This is a genomic window from Rhodopirellula sp. J20-39 (assembly GCF_057365095.1).
The window spans coordinates 593,440-616,758 of sequence record NZ_CP195123.1; the positions used below are offsets into that span (position 1 = coordinate 593,440).

The following is a 23,319-nucleotide window of genomic DNA, read 5'->3' on the forward strand; positions in this document are numbered from 1 at the left end:
TGTACGCCGTAGTGGCAGAGGTGGCGGCACGTAACCGGAGGGTTTATTGGAATTGTTGGTGCTGCAACTTGCTCAACTTGATAGTGGTTCTCGCGAAGCGTTGACGACGATCTTCCGTTATCCCCTGACGATCACGGGCATGTTAAAATCGATCGTCGATGGCAGTCGTTCAATCTTTCTGCATGCACACGGTCGGCGCAAGCATCGTGGTGATCGCCAACAAATGGAATGTTGTTTGGACAGTTCGCATGGTTAAAATCAGAGAGTCTGATCTTAAAAAATCGCGAAAAGTCCTTCGTAAGAAGCCGAGTTTTCAATGCCGCACCGTGTTCTACTCAACCGGACCAGTCCGGTTCTCTCCAATGACGTCAACGGCAACGATAGCATCACCGCAACTGATGCACTCAGAATCATCAATGCATTGAATGACAACGCGATTGTCAATCCAGCACTCTCGATTGCGAAGGAACCCTCAGGTCACGTCGAAGACAATTAATCACGTCCTGAGACGCGAAGTCGGCCGGCAGACGATCGACTTGAACTCTTCGTAGCCGTGGCGACTGCTGGCGAACAATTCGGTTAGCCCAAGAGAGCGAACACCTCGTCGAGGGCATAGAAATGCTCGTTCTCCGGCAACTCCTTCGAATCGGAAACTGGGTGCGAATCCATAGCGTTCTCGTCGCCTATCGCCTGTATCGCAAGGTCCCGATCGCGTTCATCAGTCTGGGCAGAAACCAGCTTTTCAAGCGTTACTGAAAGTGTTTCGGTCGAGTCATGGTCTAACCACGACGATCTCGTTGATTGCCTTGGTAAATTTAAGACGCCGAAAATCGGAGCGGGCACGAGGGAGGTGTCCAGTTGCTCACCCAACGGTTCAGAGTTTGAATCTTTACGGTTGAGAAAATTGATCACTCGCAGTGCGTCCAATGCGGTGAGATCGCCGTCCGCGGTCACGTCGATAAAACTCAGTGCGAACGGAACCGTCATATCCTTGGGATTAATCAAACTAGCGCCTAAGCCAGATTGAAAGAACTCGCCGCTGTTGAGCGCGTTGATCACTTTAAGTGCGTCCACTGCAGTCACGCTTCGGTCGGCGTTGACGTCCAAGCGATCCAGCGGGTTGGTCCATCCGGCCCCACCAACTCGGACCAACGTGCCACTCAATGATTTGGCCTCCACATAAAACTGACCACTGACAATCAAGGCGTCGATGATTTTGAAGTCCCCGTCCGAAATCTCCAGGGCATCGTCCAAGTCCATCATCACATGAAGCATTTGACCATCATCGGGTAACCCCGCGATGTCGCTTTCAGACATCTTCAACGAGTTGCCGCCGCTGCCTGAAATGTCGATAAATTCAACGTTCTGAAGCGATACCGTTGCGACGGATGACAAGTCAAGTGCCTGTGCCTCACCCAGCAAACGAAACGTATCGATACCACCGCTTCCATCAAATCCCATGAAAACAGCCACGTTGTTGCGTAATTCTAGATCGGCTACGGCTAACGTTTCATCTTGATCGCCACCTTGAAAAACAATCTCGGTGACGCTGTCACGCGAGACTTCGCGAATGACATTCCCATTGTTCCGTGTGACAACATTCCCGCCTTCAAGCGTGACCTTTGTTTCTCCTGGCAGCAACTGCTCGGCATCGGCAATCGTGATCTGAGCTGAGCCATAATTGACGTCGTCCTCTGGGTCCGACGGTCCATCGAGTCCGATCAGTATAATTGACCCGTTGTTAATCACCTCCGCTGGGCTGCCCGTGAAGTCAATCGCCCCGGTAGCGGCGGCGCGAAGATCGACGCTCCACAATAAACCGGAGACAACGACCTCTCGATTTGGATTTAGACTGATGTAAGAACCGACGTCGCTAAATACATTCGGATCATTCCCGTCACCCTCGCCGGCCTGAAAACCATTTGGAAAATGCGGCCCGGGAATAAAAGCATTCCGGAACCAATTGGCTTCGGTGCGATCCGCATTGGCAATGGTTTCAACAGTGACTGCGGGATCCCCGGAAGAGGCGACCAAACTTGACCAATCGACTTGCACTTCGGGTAGATCCATTTCGGCAAGGTCATTGACGAAGATGATTTCCAACTCAAACCAGTTGAACTTATCATAGCCAACGACACGTACATTTCCGTTGCCAATGTCAGGATGAGCCTCCAACGCTTGGCGTAGGTCGGCGGCCACGCTTTCGATGTCTGACGAAAACGCTATCGGCGGTGCCGTAGTTCCTTGGAAGGTGACCTCAAAACTGCCCCCGGTGGTCTCGGCCGCGAAGACAATCCGCTGCCGTTCTGATGCAATCACCGAGAACGCGGCTGGGTTGGTGTACGCCACGTCAAGGTGGGCGGCAAACACACCTTCCGCATCGAGTCCTCGCAGGTCGGTGACGATCGCATTGAGCCTGAATTCGTCCCCGATCGTGACCAGATTTCCAGCAATCGGGTTGCCATCGAGATCCGTAATCTCCAGGTCGATGGAAACGAGTTCATCGGTTGTTTCGGGTTCGTCGTCGATCGTGGTGACGGTCACAGTCTGATCGGCCAACGTGACAAAATCATCGTCGCTCGCTACCGCGTTGACCGAAACGGTCACAACCGTTGACCGATGTCCGTCAGCGATCGAGTCATCCACGCCGGTAATCGTGACGGATTGAGCCGTATTCCAATTCGAGGGCGTGAACGTCAATGAAGCAGGCGTGACTGTGGCTTCGCCCGTGTCCCCGGAAGTGATATCAATGACGACATCGGTCAGCGGCCTGGCGTCCAACACAACGGTAAATGAATCGGTCGAGCCCAACTCCGAGACAGTGGCGGCATCCGTGTTGAGCGTGAATCCAGGAGGGTCATTGACGGGGTTTTGAATGGTCAGTGATGCTGTACCCGCCGTTCCCGCGTTTCCGATCGCGTCAGTATAGGTCGTCGCGACGTCAACCTGCCCTGTTCCGTCGAAACCTGAGTCAGCACTGAAGGTTGCGGTGAAAACGGGGGTGACACCTACTTGCGTGATTGTCGAGAGACTGCCCCCAGTAACGGACACATCATTATTATCCAACCCGACCGGTAGTTCGCTGAATGTGAATCGAACCGTCGTCGTCTCGCCCGCCAAGATGAAAGTCTCATCAAATGTGACACTCACGGTTGGATTTCGGGTATCGATGATCACGGTGTCAGTCCCGCCGATTCCGGGCGTGCCGACGGAACTTTGAAAGCCCGTTCCAACGGTGACCGAACCAGACGTTTCAGTGTCGTCATCGGCTGTAAAGGTGGCGGTGAAACTATCGGCGTCGACGGCGGCAAAACTGGATATCGAACCGCCCACGGCAGTCACATCATCGATGTCGAAACCAGTCACCGCGTCGCTAAATTCGAAAGTCACCAAAGAGGATTTCGCCGCATCATTGAGTGAATCCTTCACAACATCGACGAACACCGTCGGCACCACAACAGGTTCATCGTCGTCCACATTCGTCACGCTGACATCATTGACACCGACGCCTTCGTAGTCGCCGCCCGTCGCTGTGGCAGTGATGATCGTGTACACGACATCTCCGTCATCATCGGAGTCATCAACGCCCGTGACCGTGACCGTTTGTGAGACGTTCCAATTTGCCGTTGTGAATGTTAGAGCCGTGATGGAAATCGTACCCTCGGTCGTATCACTGCTAGTCAGACCGATGGTGACTTCGGCAGTCGGTTGGCTGTTAAGAACCACCGTGAAGGTCGCTGTGCCGCCCGCCTCGGTCGTATTGTTGCTAACGGACGAAACGCTGACACCCGGGTTGCGAACCGTCAGGTTGGCCGTTCCAGCGGCCCCCGTGTTGCCGGCCGCGTCAGTGTACGTCGTCGCCACGTCAACTTGGCCGCTGCCGTTGAATCCTGAGTCGGCAGTGAAAGTCGCCGTGAAGACATTGGTGCCATTGACTTGAGTAATCGCGGCTAGCTTGCCCCCCGTCACGGTCACATCATTATGATCAAATCCAATGGGCAGCTCGCTGAATGCAAACCGAACCGTCGTGCTGCCACCGGCCAAGATCATCGCATCATCGAATGCGACGCTCACGGTCGGATTGCGGGTGTCAACTGACACGCTGTCCGAACCGCCGATACCGGGGATTCCTGCGACGTTCTGGAAACCTGTACCAACCGTCACCGAGCCAGATATTTCAGCGTCGTCATCGGCTGTGAAAGTGGCGGTAAAACTGTCCGAATCGACAGTGAAAAGGTTCGATAGCGAGCCACCCACGACGGTGACATCTTCCGTGCCGAACCCGGTGACCGCTTCGCTGAACTCGAACGTCACGGATGAGGAATTCGTCGTCTCGTTGAGGGAACTACGAACCACATCGACAACGACAGTCGGTGGTGGCAGTGTGGATTCGAACGCGCCGATATCGACAGAGTCGCCTAGGATTCTGGCGAACGATTCGCCTCGCTGATCAGTGGTGAGTGGGTCCATCACTTCGTCGAGGGCATTGTCATTATTGCCTGCGTCAACAGCAGGGCCATTGAGAAGCAATGCGATTGTTTTGGTCAATCCGCCGTTGTCCTTCAGAATGGGATCGGTTCCGTCGTTCTCTAAAACCAGTTTCCAATCAATCCCAACCAGATTGTTCATCGAACCGTTGGTGAAACCGCCCGGTGTGCTATCGACACCCACCAAATTATTTGACGAAGACACTTCAAGCGGATACCCGCCCGCAATATCGCTGGCTTGACCGCCTTCTGAGCGGTTGCCCGCAATGATTGTATTGTGGGAAGAGGTCATCGAGGTATAGCTGAAGATGCCACCACCATCGCCTCGTGCGGTATTACCCGCGATGGTGCTGTTGGCGAATAGTACAGGCCGGAATTCGCCCCAACTATAAATGAAGACGCCGCCACCATCGCCACCAGATTCAAAGTTGGCAGAATTGCCAGAGATCGTCGTGTTGATGATCGCTGCGGCACCGCCCCCAATCTCAATTCCTCCTCCGGACCCGGCCGTGTTGTCCGATACGTTGCTCCGCACGAGGGCCATCCCACCATAATTCGAGATTCCACCTCCCAGAAACACGGCTGTGTTGTCAGCAACCGTCGAGTCGAAGACTCTAAGGATGCCGACATTCGAAATTCCGCCCCCAATTCCATTGTACTGATCGCCCGTTGCCGCATTGCCCGAGATCGTGCTATCGCGGATCGTCAGTTCCGAGCCCAACCCGTTGTACACACCTCCACCTTGGATTGCCACATTGTTGATGATCTGGCTATTGAGGATAGATGCGTCTCCGAGGTTGACGACGCCACCGTTGTATCCTGCATTTCCGGAGATGATGCTGGACTGGATCGTCAAAGTGCCCCGATCATTTAAGGCACCACCGGTGTTGCCGGAGATTGTGCTGGAATCCACCAACAGAGTTCCGAAGACATTGATGATCGCTATCACCTCGTTGTCGGCGATGATGCTATCAGTGAGTGTCAGGTTTTCTATAGATCGGATGGCAGCGTCGCCATCGAATTCAGAAGATGCTCCGGTCAGAGTTAATCCGGAAATGGTGACGTCGATCAGGTTTGAATCGTCTGAGTCGCTGATGAAAAAGAGCTCCGGTTTCCTGTTGCCATCGATCGCCATTCGATCGGCTCCGGGACCCAAGATCGAAACCGAATCCGAGATGATTAGCGATCCTTGAGTCAAGACGATCGACGAAGTCGAACCCGCGATTGACGGGGCAAACGAAATCGATTGGCGACCTTCGGTCGCGTTGGCCGATTCGATCGCGTCTCGCAAAGACACAAGTGGCCCATCGTCGTCTAGTAGAGTCGTAACCACGATGTCCGATAGGTCTCCATCATCGATCGACGTGACGAGCAGGCTGACGTCCTCCGACGCGTCGAAAGCATCATCGCTCAACGCGTCATCGACGCTGACGGTGACGCGAGTGATCTGATCGCCGTCACGTAGGAAGTCATTCACACCGGTCAGTACGACACTTTGAAGCACGTTCCAGTTGCTGGGCGTGAAGGTCAAAATTGAGGGCGATACCTTGACTTCGGTTTCGTTTGCCGAGCTGACGGTTAGCACAACATTGGACAACGGAGCTGCGACCAAGCTAACTTCAAACGAGTCGGTTGACTCGGAGTCACCGACGGTAGCCGTTGTCTTGCTGAGGATCACGGCAGCCGCTGTCGATTCATCATCGGTAGTCGTGACCGCGATCGTTTGACTCGCTATGCCATCGAAAGCGTCATCACTCATCGCATCTTCGACCGAGACAGTGATCGAGCCAAACTGGTCACCGTCGGCAACTAGGTCGTCAACGCCTGTTACCGAAACCGTTTGCGGGATATTCCAATTTGTTTGATTGAAAGTCAACGAAGTCGGCTGAGCAATTGCTTCCGAATCATCGTCGCTGAAAACGTTCAGGACGACGTCGGTCGCTGGAACGCGGTCCAGCACCACAGTAAAGGTTTCGGTTGCCCCAGCTTCCGTCACCGTGACCGCACTTTTGCTTAATGTGAATCCGGGAACCGAATCCGAAAGCAGCACACGCTGTTGGGTTGTGCCGCCGAAATCGTAATCCGCCGAACTCACCCCGGTAACGCGCAGACTCGAGTCACCGTTGGCTAACGCCAAGAAATCTATGGTGGCGATCTTCCGACGATTCGTTGAACCCGGTTGCCAGTCACCAAGCGAAGCGTTGTAGGACAAAACAAGCGTTCGGTTGGTCCTTAGGTCGCCGTCGGGGACCACTTCGGTGTTCTCAGGACTCGCCGCGGTCGTCGAATTAATTAGCCCAGGAACGGCCAATGCAGCATCTAAGTTCTCCAGAGTGATGCCTTGAAAACCGACACGCTCGGAATCGAAGTGGATTTCAAATAGGATCGCTGGTGGTGGTGATATCTGAGCCGATTCCAATTCATAGAAAACGTCGACCGAGAAAGTCTGACCAACTTCGATGACGTCACCGGGAGCTTCGATGGAGATCATCTGAGTCGGCAGATCAACTGGATTGTGAACATCCAGATGTGCTTGCGTATCGACACTCGCCTGCTCGTTTCGCAATGCTTTTACGGTCAGCAGTGGGGTCGCGTTAGTGTCACCACTAAGCAGCAAGCCGACGTTGAGGTTCAAAACCGGTGGGTTCGCATTGTCGGGCTCAAACAGCTTTGCCAAATCGGCGTTCTCATCGACGCCGCGCGGGAACAATCGAAAGGTCTTTGTGCCGGCGGGAAGATCGAATGGCGTTTCGATCGAAACCGGGAAAGTCGCGTTGGTCGCTGGAATGAACAACGTGAAATCGCGATCATCACTGGGATCATCACTGGGATCAAGGTGATTCAGAAATGCATTCCCATCGGCAGCCGGATCAAAAACCAGCCGCGTGACTTGGTGACTGCTCGTGTCGGGCAAAGAGAACTCATAACCGCCGGAAGCCGGCAATTGAATGAACAACGGCTCGTCCCTACCGATCACCTCGGTTTCCGTCTCGACCGTCAATCGGCTTCTCAGATCGTCGACAAGATCAGCCCTTGATGACGCATCGCCCAAAGCAGTAAAGTCGGTCAGCAAATCCGAAACCGAAGCGGGCAGAGGGAGTGTACGTCCAGGAGTTCCTGTGGCGCGAGATTGAATCAGGTCCCGAGAGCCGGGATCGTCTTCGCGTCGCAAATAGGTGTTTAGGAATTCGACTTGCGTTCCAAACGTGCTGAGACCATAGATTGCGATTCCATTGACATAAGTCGTTAATACCGGAACGTAAGGTGACGAACCGACTACCGCTGACGAATCGATGCTCGATTCAATCGCCGATGGCGTTACTCGGCTGGTACGCGAAAGTGTGTTTTTCGCAAAATTAGGATTCGCGCACACCGGGATAAGATTCCCAACGTCGATGAAATCAGCAATCGCTTGTGGGTCCGTCCGTTGTGCTCCCACGCCGAGTAACGCGCCTTCGCCAGGTGTATCTGTTAACGCGGGTAGACTTTCGACTGACGAGCCGATTCCGGACAGGTGACGAAGGATCAGAACACCGTCGAATTCCTTTTCCACCAAAGTATTTTGATCGACATCGAGTCGTCCGCTTGATTCCAAGTCCCGTAGATAGTTCAAGATGGAAACCGCATCGGCTCGCGTGGCACCTTGAGCGGCGGCGTTCTGCCGGAGCGCACCTTGGATCAGCGCGTTTCCAGTCTTCCCGTCCATGTATCGGATCACAAGCTCGCCATCGGTCGTGACCGAAATCATGCCATCGCCATCGATGTCAAACGCAAAGTCGTTCTCGATCAATGTCAGCAAACCGGCGTCTCGCATTGCCCCGGTGTTAAGAGTTTCCGTGTTCTCGCCTGTGGCCGTCAATCCAGATCCGCCTTGTGCCGATGCGGATATGTCGAACGACGACGCGGTATTGAAGCCAAGGCCGAAGATCGCGCGGCTGCCGAGCAGATTCTCGAAGCCGATTAGCTTGAAGGCTTTGGGTGCCTGCCCCGCCGGGAAAGTGTAACCTTGGATCGGGATGTCGAATCGACTGGTAACGAGGTCTCCATCGAGAATTTCGAGTTGCAACCCCGCGTAAGGTGGACGGATAAACTGGGACTGATTGCCGCTGGTTTCGAATCGCACATCCCGCTGGGGAACCCCATTGGAATCGAGCAACGAGACCGAAAAATACTGAGTCGGTGTGATTGTCTGCCCGTTAACAAACTGTCCTGGCTGATGATCCTCAATCGACAGTGCGGACGAATTTGGATCGACACTCGCAACCACGATCGCATCGCCAGGGGTCAGGCCGCCGTTGTCCGCTTGATTCGGACTCGAATCAAGCGTGAAGTTTGCGAGGGCTTGGTCGGTCGTATCGAGATCAAACGTGGCGTTGAAAATGGAGCCCAAGTCGATGTCGTCGAGCAACGTGTGAGTCTCTTCGATGAGCGGCCCGACATCGATGATGTCTTTCCCAAATGCCGATAGTTTGAGTGCCAGAACTTCCAATAGACCGACCACATCAAAGTCAATTCCGAGGTCGTTGCTAAATCGTTGACCGATGTTCAAATAGGGGGCAACTTCGACCTTATTTCCATTTGTATCGATTTCAATCTTCGATCCGGGAACGAACTTGATCCGGCGATTTTCCGCGACAGCATTCGATGAAATGGTCCCCGCTCCCTCAAGAACGTCGCCGCTGACGGTCGCCGTGCAGACGCTGGTACAATCGGGAAAGGTCAACTCAAAGATAGCCGCATGATCGGCGTCAAAGAACGGTTCGACGACGACATCCTGGGAAAGCTTGATACGTGGCGTGACGTTGTACGAAACCGTGGTGGCTTCGATATCCAGTGGTCCCAGACTAGTACGGTACGTGCCGAGAGGGCCGATCGCACCGACGTCGATGCTCAGTGCGGCGAGCTGGCGGCGAGCATCTTGCTCGCTGCCGTTGGCAAACGCACTAGTGGATGCGGACAGGCGACCTTGATTGTTATCGAATTCACGATCCTCCAACTCGATTTCGGGCACCGTAACCGCCAGTTTCCCGAGTGGTTTTTCAACGGCAAGTTCGCCTTTTCGAGCGCCGAGGGACAGCTCAAATTCGAGGCCCAGCAGATCACCTTCGGCCTGCCCGGCCGATACCGTGATATAGGTTCCCACCCCTTTCTTCGGCTGATCCCCCTTCGTGGTCAGTTTCTTCTCTTCCTCGATTGAATCTCGAAGCAACTTCTCCTTCGCGTCGACAAACTCATCGTACAAATCCTTTGCCTGCGACAATGCTTCTTCGGCGTCTTCGGCATCAACTTCCCCGAGGAAATCACCGACAACCTTCGTTGCTAAATCAATTTTGGCATTTCGTTGGTTGTCTCGCTGTAGGTTCAAGTAGGCAAGATAACCCCCAGATGCTTCAATCGCTTGATCCAATACTTGCTGCTCTGCGGAATCCAAGACGCTATCGGCAAGGTCGCCGATAGCACTCTCGCCAATGAATACATTCCCGTCCAGCTTCGGCACATTGCCCGCTTTCGTCGTCGTTTCGGCCCCGCTGCTGTTGAGATACAAATACTGCGGGTTGCCCTGAGCGTCGAGGATCGGATCGTCATTGTCGTCGCGCACCACTTCCTGGCGATTGATTGAAAAGATTGGTGTCTTTTCATCAATATTGATCTCAAACGTGCCATCGGCGCAAGCACCCAAGCAAGCTTCCCCGGTAATCTCCGCATTAAACTCGAATACCATATCCAGGAAAGCACCGACCCGGGGTGAAACCGTGAATAGGCTTCCATCCTGCAGGCTCAATCCGGTCTTGATGATGAACGTGTCAGAATCTTGAGAGTCGGTTTCAGTGGTATATGAAAACAGCCCATCGTAGTTTGTTGAGACCGACCCCGAGTTCACGTAATAGCCGTACTCGAATCCGATGCGACCATCGAGATCAACCCTGGCTTCGCCACCGACTTTGGCACCCAGGACTGTATCCACGCCTGGGCCGACAATGAAAGGATCAGGATCGAGTTCCAACCCGAGGAAGCCGGGTTCCTCGCGGACTCGCGAATTATTTCCGTCGCTAAATCCTTCCCCGACAATCAACGCTTCGCCGGTACCGAACTGGCTTAAGTTTGGCGAGTCGTAGTGAAATTGTTGAATGAAGACTTCGGCTGATTCGTACGCACCGATGTCGGCAATTCCGTCAACAACGTCGTAGCCATTTTGTGGCCCTCGTGGATTACCGATAGTTGTGAAATCACTGTCGGTTACGGGAAAACCACGCTGGTCTAATAGTCCGTCACGTTGACCGGATTCCAAAGCAAGACTGTCGGTACCCCGGAACGCCTGTGTCGGCGTGAATCCGCCGTTGTACTGCAGCAACTGCTCCAACCTCGCCGGGCCGATGATGTTGCCCTGATCATTGCTCGTCGAGAAGGTAGCTAGCGCCGCAGCCAAGCCGTTCTCATGGGAAATACTGCTTACCAAGTTGTGTTCAACTCGAGAGTAGTTGACGAAAGAAGTAGATCCGAAGAACAAGGCAGGCTGAATTTCGGCAATCAAATCGTCGATCTCCTGGTCTGTCAGGTCTGTCTCTTGCTCGTAATACGTTCGCACCTCAAACGAATTATCATCCACGATCGTGTTAGAAAGTCTTGCGATCGCTCCACGAACATAGACCTGGCTCCCAGGGACATCCGACGAGTTCCCGCGGTTACCTACAATCGTCGTGCTTTCGATGACTGGGTCACTTTTGAGCGGAACATCGCGGAAGCTCACATCATTGACATAGAGCCCTCCGCCCAGCGGCGTTAAACCATCTGCGGTGTTACTGGATATCGTGGTGCTGCGTACGGTGATACTACCACGATCCGAAGAATGAGGTTCGAACGCAATTCCGCCGCCAAAGCCACCAAATTCCTGCTTACTTACGGAAGTCACCGTGAACCGGTCGTTGTTGAACGGGGAGAATTCTCGCCGCAGTTCCACTGAATCTTGGTTGTCGAGCAGTGAGTTGGATATTCGAAACGATCGATCGCTAATTCGCTTGATGGTTCCCTGTGTGCTGAAGATGCTAGGAACAAATGGGAGATAGATATTATCCAAGAGGACCGTATCGCCATCGTTAAGTTTATGGTCTTCCGTGGTGGTCACGATGGTTCCGGGATCGTCATCGAGCGTTATACTCTCAACCAACACGCGGGCTTGGCCGGCTATATTGTGAGAGAAAGTGCTCCGATCGATCGAGATGTCGCCTCCGTTGGCTTGCACGAATAGGCCGCCACCAGCGGCACCGAAAAGTTCGATCTCTTCATTTCCCACGCCTGGTACAAACCGGATAAACGATCGCGGTGGTATCGCTTGATTACTGGAGACATTGGTGTCGAACATTGCCAGCGATGAACGAATGTGAAGCCCACCTCCGCCGCCTGCAGTGGCGCGGTTAGACGTGATGCTACTGCGACGGATCTCAACATTGCCGAGCAGATCGCTCGCGACGCCGCCACCAGCGGGCGCGTAGTTCAAGTACACTTCGGAATCGATAATCGCCAAGTCGCCACGGAAATTATACAGTCCGCCACCGCTCCGGTGCATCGCTTGGTTCCTCGAAATCTGAACATTCGGCCCGACGGTCATCGCACCACGATTCAAGATTCCTCCACCCCCGACTTCTGCCGTATTGAATTCAATGACGCTATCACGAATATCCAAGGAGCCCCCGATATCATTAGCAATGGCACCTCCACCATCCGTGCTTAGGTTAGTAGAGAATGTCCCTGTCGACTCGTTCTGCACAAATGTCGTATCGATGAGACTCAGGTTGCCTCGATTGAAGATGGCTCCGCCACTGCCGCCCTGTGAGTCATCATCTCCGGCACGTCCGCGAAAGAAACTTACCCCAGAAATATCCACCGTCGCGAGGGAGCCGATCTCGAGGATTCGAGTTTCGAGATTCCCGCTGAGTTGGAGGAGGTTGGAACCGGGGCCGGTCAACGACAGATCCCACGTGACTTCGATCGGACCAAGGTCTGGGTTGATCGTGATGGTGGGTCTGGTCGCGTTTGTCTGATATCCACTATCAGGTAAAAGTACGCGATCAAATCGAATCGCACTCTTGTCGGTGCGCAAATTGGCCAATTCGACCGCCTCGCGAAACGACAGGTCTCCAAAGGAATAGTCTCCGTCGCTTTCGTCTCGCAATGTCGAGACCACGATTTCGGTGGTCGCCGTTAGCGGTCGAAGCTGGACTTCATACGCCCCCATGTCGGCTGCGTGGCGTTGACCGATTTGCTCATCCTGACGCAGAAACGGATAGCCGCGGGCATCACTGGTGACCGAGTCTGTGGCAGTATAAACGGCATCGATGGCAGGGCTGTCTATTTTCAATGCATGAACAGGTACGATGCCTCCCAAATTATCGGATAGCTCGCCGAAGATGATCGTATCGAGTGGGATTTGGTTACCAGTCTCATCGCCGATGATTCCGAAAGTTCCACCCGCGGAGTTCGGATCACCGATCAAGTTGGCTGATCGTTTCGTCACCGCACTACCGGCTAGTAAGTAAACGTCGCTTGCTTGCTGGTCCGATTCGTCTCCGGTCACGTTGCCCGCGACCAAATTGCTGCGAAAACGAGTGGGACTATCGGAGTTCGACGCGTCGATCGCTAGACCGCCGCCATCTCCCGTCGCATTACCGTTGGTGTTGGCCTGATTGCGAACAATGGTATTGTGAATCAACGAATAATTCGAGGAATGTGGATCCAACGGATCTTTGTTCCACCAAAGTCCGCCACCGAAATTGCCTGCCTGATTCTGCGACAGAGTGGCATTGACCATGGTTAAGTTTCCTTTAACCGCGAGCCCGCCACCGTCTTGCAAACTAACGTTCGCGGAAAATGTACTGCTGTCGATATTGATCGAGTCGCTCTCCGAGTACAGGCCACCGCCTCGTATTCCACTATTCTCGGTCGCCCAAGTCGAACGGACTGCCACCGCCAGTTCGCCCATGAACGCGGCCCCGCCGCCTAGACTTCCGGCGGTGTTCCCTGCCATCGTGCTCTCTCCGACCATGACTTCGCCGCTGCCGGTCGCAAAGAAGGCCCCGCCGTGACGATTGGCGGAGTTGGAATCGAACGTCGATTCAAAAATTTGTGTCGAAGAGCTTACCGCCCCCGTCTCCGAAGCAATCGCGCCGCCATCGGATGACGATGTATTGTTTTCAAATTCACTTCGTAGAATCGTCAACCGTGCATTCTCGCTGGCGATCGCGCCACCACGCCCGGAAGCAAAGTTACCGACGAACTGAACGTCTTCCACCAAGACATCGACGGTTGTGAGATTGCTTCGGTCGACGAAAATGGCACCGCCTTTTCCTGGCGTCGAGTTGCCTTCGAAACGACTTTCGCGAACAACCAAAGAACCATTGGTTAGGTCAACTGCTCCGCCGTTGGCACCACCGTTGTTGAGGAAGACCATGTCTTCCAAGACGACATCGGCCGAGACCTCGACTTCGATGCTCGGATCGAGCAGGGCTGGCACAGTTCCATTGGCTACCGCCGAGTGACGAGCATTGGTCAGCGTCATTCCCGAAATGTTGACATCGCCAAACACTTTGAAGATTGGGGAAGTCAAGAACCCACCGTCGATTGTCAATTGATCGCGACCGGGTCCGGTGATCTTGAGTGGCCCTTCTTCACCATTTGGGCTCAGCGAAGCAGTCAGGTCAAGCGTGCCGGATCCCGCAGCAAATAATGCCGGACTGAATTGGATTTCGTCGATCTCGTCGATACTGCCCGCAATCGCATCCCCCGAGAGTTGGTTCGTTGCAGCCCCTTCCAAGGCTTCTCGCAAGGTCAACTTTCCATCACCTTCAGTGATCCCATCATCCAGACTGGTGACCAAATACAAAGCCAACAATCTTCGATTTTCCAAATGCTCCATGGACAGTCGCCGTCTCGCATTCCGACGGCGAGTGCTTTGGGCGCGATTGGGTTGTCTCGCGTGCTTTTCCATGTTTTGACCAGAGAGATTGCGGGCTACTTGGCATTTCAGCCGTAGTAGGTGGGGGCGTAGTGAGTGGGGTCGTGGTAGGCGGGGTGAGGTGCTTGCGCTACAAAGCCCCTGCAATAGTTCACTCCAACCGCACCTCGCGAGGTGGGTGACTGTCTCCCCATTTCGCAGGGTAATACTCTAGCCGAAATTCCCGACCAACGCGGAAAAATGGTTTCCGTCGACCACTTAAGGGCGGTTTCATGTTCCGGGAGGGGGGAGTTACTTGTGCAGGCCGGGACATAGGTAACAGTCGTTCGGAGACATGGGTAACACTTTAACGACAGCCGTAAATTGGCCTCATTCGGAGGCGTTTTATGTGCTGGAAAGGGAGTGATCGAGTGTCTCAACGACGTGAGTTTTTGGATTTGGCGGATGTTCCAGGAGCGAATATCTCATTGCTTTGTAGGCGGTTTGGGATCTCGCGCAAGACGGGATACAAATGGCTCAAACGGACTCGAGAATCCGACTCCCTCGATGACCAATCTCGCAGATCCAAGCGGTCTCCGAGGCGAACGAGTGACCAACTCGAACAACAAATCCTCACACTTCGCGAACAACAACCCACCTGGGGTGGTCGAAAGCTGCGTGCACGACTGCTGGCAATGGGTATCCAGGATGTGCCGGCGGCCAGTACCATCACGGAAGTACTGCGGCGCCATGGCAAGTTGCGAGAACGGCTCACCGCAAAGAACTCGAGCCGCTTCGAGCATGATCAGCCCAACGTGATGTGGCAGATGGACTTCAAAGGCGAGTTTGCCCTGGCCTCGAAACGTTACTGTTATCCACTGACGCTCTTGGATGACCACTCGAGGTTTTCGCTTTGCATCGACGCTTGTGCCAATTAGCGTGGCGCAACGGTCAAGAATAGTCTTCGGCGGACCTTTCGTCGGTACGGGCTGCCTTACGCGATTTACGTGGATAACGGGACACCTTGAGGCAACAGCTCAGGAGTATTTGGCCACACGAAAGTAAGCATTTGGTTGATGCGACACGACGTTCAAGTAATCCACGGTCGACCTTTCCATCCACAGGGTAGTGGCAAGCTGGAACGATTTCATCGCACACTCAAGCAAGAAGTTCTTCAAGATCGTCACTTCGGTTCGCTCCATCGTAGCCAAGAATGTTTCGATCGCTGGTGTGACATCTACAACCACGATCGACCGCATGAAGCGTTGAGTGACCACGTTCCTTCAAACAGATACCAGGTAAGCGATCGTGAGTTCCGGGGCAAGCTTCCTGCTTACGAATACAGTTCGCGATTCGAGACACGCCGAGCGAACCGAGCTGGTCAGATTAAGTTTCGTGGAGTTGCCTATCGATTAAGTGAAGTTTTCATCGACCAGTGGGTGGGGCTACTTCCGAGCAAGGACGACGGAGTTTGGGACATCTACTATTGTTGCTTCGTGGTCGGTCTGCTGAACGAGACCACTGGCGAGATCCGTCGAGCTAGTCGTTTGGCCGAATTCCGCTGCGCTCCATCCGGCCAAACGACTAGCCCAATATCGGTATAATTCCTTGAGCAAAAGTGTTACCTCTGTCCCCGAACATGGGTTACCCATGTCTCCGGCTTTTTCATATAGCAGTAACCCTCCCAGCGGTGGCGATTGAGTAGCCCGCAGCCCGGTTATTAAAGTCGTTGTCGGCTCGCGTTAAACGGCTCAGTTCTTACTAGAACCAATTCTTACAGTGCCTAGGTTTTATTGCGGCATTGAATATTGCTCGATCGTTAGTCGATCGATCACGGCAAGTTCACGACTATTGTTGACCCCATGATCGATTGACCACAATCGGACTCATTCCGCGGGGGGCGTGGACTTGCCAATGGCATAAAGGTATTCCTTTCGTTCGTCTGATTCTCTAGACCCATGTCGTAGAATCAATTTGCCATCGGCGTAGGCGGGTGTTGCAAACGAGATGTCACCCAAGCGATTTGTCGCAAGTCGCTCAAAGCCGTCCGGTGATGCGCGGAAGACCAATGTTTCTCCTCGCTCATTGGATGCATAGATACGGTCCCCGATCAGCAAGGGCGATGCGCTGTGCGGACCCTTCATGCGTTGCCGCCACATCTCGTTTCCATCCGAGGCACGCCAACAATATCCCACGCCGTTGTTTCCGATTCCGTACAAATACTCTCCGGCGATCAATAGGGATTGTTCGTAACACTTGACTTTGTTTTCCCAAACGATCTCGGCTTGATCTCCGGATACTTCGATTCCAAAAGTGCCTGAACTAGGGTAACCACCGCTGGCAAAGACCATTGAATCGTTCCATACCATCGTGCCACAAGTCGTGTCTGTCGTCGCATTGACAGTCCAGATTTGTTTTCCTGTGTTCGGATCATAGGAGACGACCTGGGAACCACCACTGATCACAATTTGTGATCTTCCACCGACATTTGCCAGTATGGGTGACGAGTAACTGGCTGCTTCTGGACGTGGCGCTTTCCATATTTGTCGGCCAGTGTCCTTTGCCAGCGCATAAAGTCCACGGTCGTCGTTGTCAGTGTCGACCGCTACCACAATGGAATCGTCCAGCAACAAAGGCGAGGATCCGTAGCCGAACCAGAACTTACTGCTGACCAAGTAGGGTGCGACCGCTGTCTGCCAAAGGATCTTTCCATCCAAAGAAATCGCACTGGCGTGAATCGCATCATTGACTTGAGCAACGACAAAAATGGTTTTTCCGTCACTCGATGGAGTGCCCGAAGCGCACGTGTTCTTTTTGTGCAAGTATTTTGGTGGCACCACTCCCTTGTGAAGTATTACTCGTTGAGATTGACTGCCATCATTCAAGTCGTACCGCAGCAAGGTGATCGTCTGAGCGTCAGCTTCGTGTGTTAGTACGAAGATGTGGTCACCGACGACGATCGGTGACGCGTGGCCGGCCCCGGGTACCGAGCTTTTCCAACGAACGTTCTCAGAGGGTGACCATGTGAGCGGTATCGATTCGATCGCTGATTCATGTGTGTGATTATTCAGCGTTGGACCACGCCAGACTGGCCAGTCCTCGGCCGCTAGCAGGGATGGCAGCAAAACGGTTAGCAAAAGGATCTTGATTTGGCGCATGACGAATTGTCACTGTTTGGTCGATGAGCGAACTGAGAATCGGGAAGCCGGTAGGATAACTGATTTGACTGCGACCGTTGATGGTTCACCGTGTTCTTCGAGATCCCAGTGTTCTTCACCCCAGTGTTCTTCGAGTTAACAACGTTTCTACTCGCTCAATTTTGAATTTGAGATGGCCTCTTCATTGGTAACGAATTGGTTGCAGTGGACTGCCGCTTCGATTGCGTCTGCAGTGACAACCCGTCATAGATAGCTGCTTTCCCACAGACCGATATTGTTGATGGAGCCGTCGAAATGGCCGGTTGACGGAATAGTGAAGCCAGACCTCATGGTTCGTTTCGATGGCCGACGGCCCGTTGCGACGCATGAGTTATCTGCAAATTGATCGGCCGCCCAACATTAGAACTCGCCCACGATTTCGTGTTCTTGGTAGGTGATCAAGGCGACGAAGACATCCGCGCTGATTTGTTCCGAAATGAATCGGACGCTTCCGTCAGCCAGATTGATTTGGAGACCGCTGGTGTGGAATGAGTAGGCTTCGTTGTTGTTGGTTTTGTTGATGACATAGGGTCCGGTGCAACGAAGACCATTCCCTTGAAATCCGTGAATCGGAATTGAATGTCCTGGATTGGCCCAGCCTCCCCATTTCGCTAAGGACTGAGTGACGTCGGCATTGTTGCAGCCATTGTTGTTAGTCGATGGTCCTAAACGGTTTCTGACAAAGAACTGTGGGCGTCCTGCACATTCGGTCAATAGCAGCGTGTTGGAGAGGCCATCAAGTGCGTCGCGAAAACGCGTTACCTTGCTGCCTTTCAACATGCCGTCGGGATTCTTGCGACGTGTGATGTGGCCGGACTGATTGAACTCTGCCGCAATTGCTCCCGGTGGAACGTAGTCCGTCGTTGCGGTCGGAAAGCCACCGTCGATTGCGAAACTGCGATTGTCCGGCGTCGACGGACACAGATAAGTGCTGATGTTCGTTTGAATGATTTCGCGGTTCTGGAGATCGTCCCAATCAGCGTTAAAGTCGTATCGTTCGTAGATTGTCCCCTGCTCGATAAACGGCATGATGCCGACCGCCCACGTGTGCCGCGTGAGGGGATCTTGTTGACGAGGCAATTGACGGTGCACGGAATGGTAATTGTGGAAACCAATTGCGATCTGTTTCAGGTTATTGGAACACTGCACTCTTCGCGCGGCTTCCCGTGCCGCTTGAACTGCCGGCAATAGCAGTCCCACCAGCACGCCGATGATTGCAATCACCACCAGCAACTCAATCAACGTGAACGCTCGCTTCGGCGTTCCTACGATATGTTCTCTCTCATCCAGTTTTCGCATCCGCTCGCCTTGTTGATTTGATTTGAACTCCGCGACTGCTATGCGAGAAGCATTCGCGGAACACTATCATATCATCGGACAATAAGTGAGAGAGCTTTGTCGCACGTAGTAAGACGTTGCGTTTTGAGCGTCTGCTGCTCTTTTTGAGCCTCCGCAAACAGCTTGAGCCTCCGCAAACAGTCAGACGTGAGCACGGCTAATCAGTCAAGCGTCTCTCGGCTGGACTCATTCCATGTTGGTATCTCAGTCGGGAAATCATCGGCTTGCTACGATAAAGATATACGTACCATCGACGTTTCGACTTTAGAACCGGACAGAAAACCCCTGACCAGATTGGCACGGCATTTGCGCCATCGTGCAGCATTTTCGCTTCAAGGAGATGCGTCATGGCTCACGCAAGTATGCCGAAAGAGTTTTACGATATCGTCGTCCATCACCTCCCTCCTGAAGAACCTGTTGGTCCCGATGGTGGGAGACCACCGATTGGCCACTATGAAGTGCTGCGTGTGATTTGGTACGTATTGGTTACCGGAGTCCGTTGGCGAGACGTGCCTGAGGAAATGGGCTGCAGCGGTGAGACCGCTCGCTGCCGACTTCGTGATTGGCAGCAGGCTGGTATTTGGGATCGCGTTCACTTGGACATGCTTCGGCTGTTGCGTCGCGATGGAGATCTTGAGCATGAGACGGCGATTATCGACAGCACTCAAGTCCGCGCGTTTGGCGGCGGCGACCGGACAGGCCCGAGCCCAGTCGATCGATGCAAATTGGGGACGAAGTTCACGCTGATGACGGATCGAAACGGTGTTCCCCTGGCGATCACGATTGCGGGAGCCAATCGAAGCGATCAGCGAGAGATCCTGCCGATCATCGAGAACGAGTTTCCGCATGTTGGTGGACAGCCAGGGCGTCCGCGAATCGGACCGGATGAGGTTTACGCCGATGCGGGATACGACAGCGAAGCGACTCGAGATGTCTTGCGATGCCTGGGCATGAAACCCTTTATCCGAAAACGAGGCGCACCGCATGGCAGTCACTTGGGTCGCATCCGGTGGGTCGTCGAGCGGTCAATCGCTTGGCTCAAAGGACTTCGACGCTTGCGGTTTCGTTATGACCGCAGCGAAGCGGTGATTCACGGGTGGGCAATCTTAGTGATGGTAATTCTCACTTTTCGAATCTGGCACAATGACGTCCAACTTGCCGACTGATTCAAAAGCTCAAGTCTTTACGTGCTGTTTTCAAAACAATGGTTTTCTGTCCGGTTCTTAGCAAACGGTGCAGTGATCTATAGAAAGTTCAATGCTATGTTTGCTTCCATGCAATCAGGCCGGCGAGCTGCGACGTTTACGGTTTAACTTAGATTCTAATTCGATTGACGGTCTACCCGGATTATGATTGCGAGTGCTCCGATAACTGCTCCAGCAACCATCAGAAATTCGATTAGCAAAAGCACGTAGTCAAAAATCAGATTTCCATCACTCGCGAAGATGCCGTCGCGGTGATACGGCGTGGTACTTCCTGGTACGAAGACCAAATCAATGCTATCACCGACTGCGGAGTTTTGCCAAACTTCCTGTGGAAGATTTAGTCGATGGTCACCTCGCTTAGTGATGTCTTCACCATCCCACGCGATCCAGTAAACACTGCCGCGATCTAGTTTGGACGTAATGATTTTCGATCGGGTTTCGGCCCCAACCCGCTCTCCACGGATCATCTGCATCCGCATTACTTTCTTGCAGGTGCCGATCATTCCGAACGCTCCCAAGGCGAACAACGGAACAAAAATCAGGGCAGGTAGATACTTCACGTGTTTGTTTTAAACGGGTGGGAATGGGGGGGCATATAACTCAAGTCCTAGGCTACACAAAAATCGGGCGGCTAGGGTACACCGTCATTGGAACTTCACGCTTGCTAAAAGCTTTCATCCTATTCGATCTGGTGCCATCCATCTTTCATTGCGTATTCGATTTGGTGCCATCCATCTTCCATTGCGATTGTGTATCGGTTCCTGTGGGTGTGGCTGCACTGTGTAGATTGGTTTTCTGTGTTGCTGCCAACGAAAGAGACTGTCAGCGCAAACTGGTAGCATATTGTTGGCTGCAAGGCTGCGGCTAAGCGAGAGACGGGCTAGGTAAAGCAGGCCGATGCGGAGGCTTGGCCTTGGTGATGGCGTTTACCACATCGCTGGGCATCCCGACGCATCGACTCGGGTGAACCAACACAGATCGATTTGCCGAAATACTTCTGCCAATGCCACACCAGGTCTCGCCACATCGATGCGTCGATTCCGATCTCCGTCAACGTACTGGCGAGCGCGTCAGGGACCTTCGCCGCGATTCCATCAACGCTCTGCTTCGCTGTCCAACGCAACAACCTGAGATAATCGCGAATCGACACATGCAGAAAACCCTTGTTGCTTGCTCGCAATCCGTCGCGATTGACTTCCGCATCACTGGACAGTTTGTCTGGCGATAGCGTCAACGGAGCCAACCACGCATCACGACGAATTCGCTTGCCCGTTGGGTTGCGTTTCTTTGCTTTCCGCTGCGCGCGAAGTTCTTCAACAGGCGTTTCGCGGATCTTCTTAGCCGCTTCCTCGGTCGGAACCGGCTTCAAGTCGAACGCTGCGGAATCAATGCATCTTCCTTGGCTTCCCTGAATGCGATCAAATGCGGAAGTATGCGGGGAAGTCGCTGGATCCGCCGTCATCGCCGCTCGAACTGGGTTCAAATCAACGTACATACTGCACGCGAGCAATCCGGCCTCGTCCACGATTCGCTGAGCCTTAAACCGTCCCTCCCAAAAACGCCCCGTGCATTCGTCTTGCTTATTGGCCAATCGAGAAATCGGCTCAGCCAACGACCGCATGAACCATGAGATGTCCGACATTCGCTGGCGGATTTCCGCGATTCGCTCTGCGTTGCTCGCCAGGACTTTGACTTCATGTTCCGTCGGTTCGGCCAGGTGTTCTTCCATTCGGCGTCCTGGAAACACTCGCAGCCAGCGGATTGCGACCTCTGCGTCGCTCCAATTCGCCACCACATCAGGCCGATTGCGCAGGATCACGTGCAGGTGATTGCTCATCACCGCGTAGGAGAGCACATCGATCCCGAAGACGGAGGCCAGAGCTTCCATCCGTCGACGGATCCACTCTTTTCGAAACGAGTAATCTTTGCCGGTCTGTGCATCGACGCCGGCTAGAAACGCCCGCCGAACACACCTCTGCACCGCATGGACGATGCAAATCTCGCTACTTCCAAACTGTTCTTCACGTTTCGGCCGAGGCATGGAATTACTCCTAGTGAACGATTCGATCTCAATAAACCTATCAACTGCTCTTACCGAGTCAAATAAAAGGTGGGTGGCACCGAACAGGATTGGGTGGCACCGAACAGGATTGGGGTGATTTGGCCGGCCCTGGGTTGCATCGTCGACGTTTGGGTTATGATTGGTCTGGGGCGACGCGGGTCGCCAACAAACACAGGTTGTGACGAGGCGGGAGTCTCCGAAAACCATTCGCTGGGATGAGTCTCTGATGAAACTAAAGTGCCCTGGTTGTTCGAAGTTGCTGCAGATTCCTGAAACGGCCGCTGGTAAGGTCGTGAAGTGCACTTGTGGAAAACAGCTTCGCGTTCCCGCTTCGAAGGCTTCCGGAGGGACGTCCGCAGCCAGTCGTCCGGCGGCACCGCGGCCTGCACCGACGCGCCCGGCCGCACCGGTACAGACGCAGCCCGCAGCGAGTTCTCTAGGCGTTGACGCTGATTTCTTTAACGAGTTAACCGAAACGGATTTGGCTCCCGTTGCTGTTGTTTCCCAGCCCAAAGTGCGCTCAATGACACCGAGCGGTGGTGCGCCGAACCCTTACGCGTCCTCGCTGACGGATGTAGCGGACGCTCCCCAATCCAGTTCGGGACCGCTGGCATCACAAAACAAGCGATTGGCTAACTATCTGTTGGACACTGTCTTCACGTACATATTTTCATTTGTGATCGGCGTGGTGGTGGCTCTGGTGATGATAGGGATGAACGGCGGGGAACTATCTCCCGAAGAGGAAGCAAACATGAACCTTCTCGCTTCTGGATTAGGTTTCGTTGGCTTCTTTGCCTATTTTGTTTTGACCGAAGCGATCTTCGGAGCAACGTTTGCGAAGTTCATCACCGGAACCCGTGTGGTCGCGGAAGGCGGTGGTCGAGCCGGCTTCGGAAAGATCCTGGGGCGAAGTCTTGCGCGAATGATTCCATTCGATCCGCTTTCGTTCTTATTCGGTGACACTCAGGTCGGCTGGCACGATTCTCTATCAGGAACACGTGTTGTCGACATTCGCAAATGATGAGTTGCTTACTACTCGGGCATGTCCGAGTGAATTCGCTCTGCTCTGATGAGCTAAGTGAGACTCAGTCGTAACAGGCTG

Annotated in this window: 11 protein-coding genes; 6 read left to right on the top strand and 5 right to left on the bottom strand. The window is 53.6% G+C overall.

Annotation, left to right across the window (positions count from 1 at the left end):
* Positions 1 to 58: 58 nt before the first annotated feature.
* Both ACR3ZL_RS02010 and ACR3ZL_RS02015 read left to right on the top strand, forming a co-directional pair.
* A complete protein-coding gene (locus ACR3ZL_RS02010) occupies positions 59 to 256 on the top strand; it encodes a hypothetical protein (protein WP_473649554.1) in 198 nt (65 codons plus the stop codon).
* A 60-nt stretch (positions 257 to 316) separates the two neighbouring features.
* Positions 317 to 496: a dockerin type I domain-containing protein gene (locus ACR3ZL_RS02015; RefSeq protein ID WP_473649553.1), complete on the top strand. Its 180-nt coding sequence runs from the start codon at positions 317 to 319 to the stop codon at positions 494 to 496.
* An 83-nt stretch (positions 497 to 579) separates the two neighbouring features.
* On the opposite strand, the gene ACR3ZL_RS02020 is transcribed toward ACR3ZL_RS02015, so the two are convergent.
* Positions 580 to 14,373: an Ig-like domain-containing protein gene (locus ACR3ZL_RS02020; RefSeq protein ID WP_486173175.1), complete on the bottom strand. Its 13,794-nt coding sequence runs from the start codon at positions 14,371 to 14,373 to the stop codon at positions 580 to 582.
* Between the two features lie 473 nt (positions 14,374 to 14,846).
* On the opposite strand from ACR3ZL_RS02020, the gene ACR3ZL_RS02025 reads away from it, so the two are divergent.
* Both ACR3ZL_RS02025 and ACR3ZL_RS02030 read left to right on the top strand, forming a co-directional pair.
* Complete coding sequence (locus ACR3ZL_RS02025) at positions 14,847 to 15,353, top strand: helix-turn-helix domain-containing protein (protein WP_473649551.1); 507 nt, start codon at positions 14,847 to 14,849, stop codon at positions 15,351 to 15,353.
* Positions 15,354 to 15,491: 138 nt separating this feature from the next.
* Entirely contained in the window at positions 15,492 to 16,019 is a 528-nt protein-coding gene (locus tag ACR3ZL_RS02030; RefSeq protein ID WP_473649550.1) for an integrase core domain-containing protein, read from the top strand.
* 282 nt (positions 16,020 to 16,301) lie between these two features.
* On the opposite strand, the gene ACR3ZL_RS02035 is transcribed toward ACR3ZL_RS02030, so the two are convergent.
* Positions 16,302 to 17,573: a PQQ-binding-like beta-propeller repeat protein gene (locus tag ACR3ZL_RS02035; RefSeq protein ID WP_473649549.1), complete on the bottom strand. Its 1,272-nt coding sequence runs from the start codon at positions 17,571 to 17,573 to the stop codon at positions 16,302 to 16,304.
* A 399-nt stretch (positions 17,574 to 17,972) separates the two neighbouring features.
* The gene (locus ACR3ZL_RS02040) at positions 17,973 to 18,911 is read right to left on the bottom strand and encodes a DUF1559 family PulG-like putative transporter (RefSeq protein ID WP_473649548.1); all 939 of its coding nucleotides are present in this window, start codon (positions 18,909 to 18,911) and stop codon (positions 17,973 to 17,975) included.
* Between the two features lie 386 nt (positions 18,912 to 19,297).
* Here ACR3ZL_RS02040 and ACR3ZL_RS02045 point away from each other — a divergent pair, with 386 nt between their 5' ends.
* The gene (locus ACR3ZL_RS02045; RefSeq protein WP_473649547.1) at positions 19,298 to 20,116 is read left to right on the top strand and encodes an IS5 family transposase; all 819 of its coding nucleotides are present in this window, start codon (positions 19,298 to 19,300) and stop codon (positions 20,114 to 20,116) included.
* Positions 20,117 to 20,271: 155 nt separating this feature from the next.
* Here the strand turns inward: ACR3ZL_RS02045 and ACR3ZL_RS02050 are convergent, their stop codons facing one another.
* Complete coding sequence (locus tag ACR3ZL_RS02050; RefSeq protein ID WP_473649546.1) at positions 20,272 to 20,715, bottom strand: hypothetical protein; 444 nt, start codon at positions 20,713 to 20,715, stop codon at positions 20,272 to 20,274.
* A 320-nt stretch (positions 20,716 to 21,035) separates the two neighbouring features.
* Positions 21,036 to 22,196 (bottom strand): transposase, encoded by a 1,161-nt coding sequence (locus tag ACR3ZL_RS02055; protein WP_473649545.1) that lies wholly within the window; start codon positions 22,194 to 22,196, stop codon positions 21,036 to 21,038.
* Positions 22,197 to 22,443: 247 nt separating this feature from the next.
* On the opposite strand from ACR3ZL_RS02055, the gene ACR3ZL_RS02060 reads away from it, so the two are divergent.
* Positions 22,444 to 23,238, top strand: coding sequence for an RDD family protein (locus ACR3ZL_RS02060; RefSeq protein ID WP_473649544.1), 795 nt, complete (start codon positions 22,444 to 22,446; stop codon positions 23,236 to 23,238).
* Positions 23,239 to 23,319: the final 81 nt, after the last annotated feature.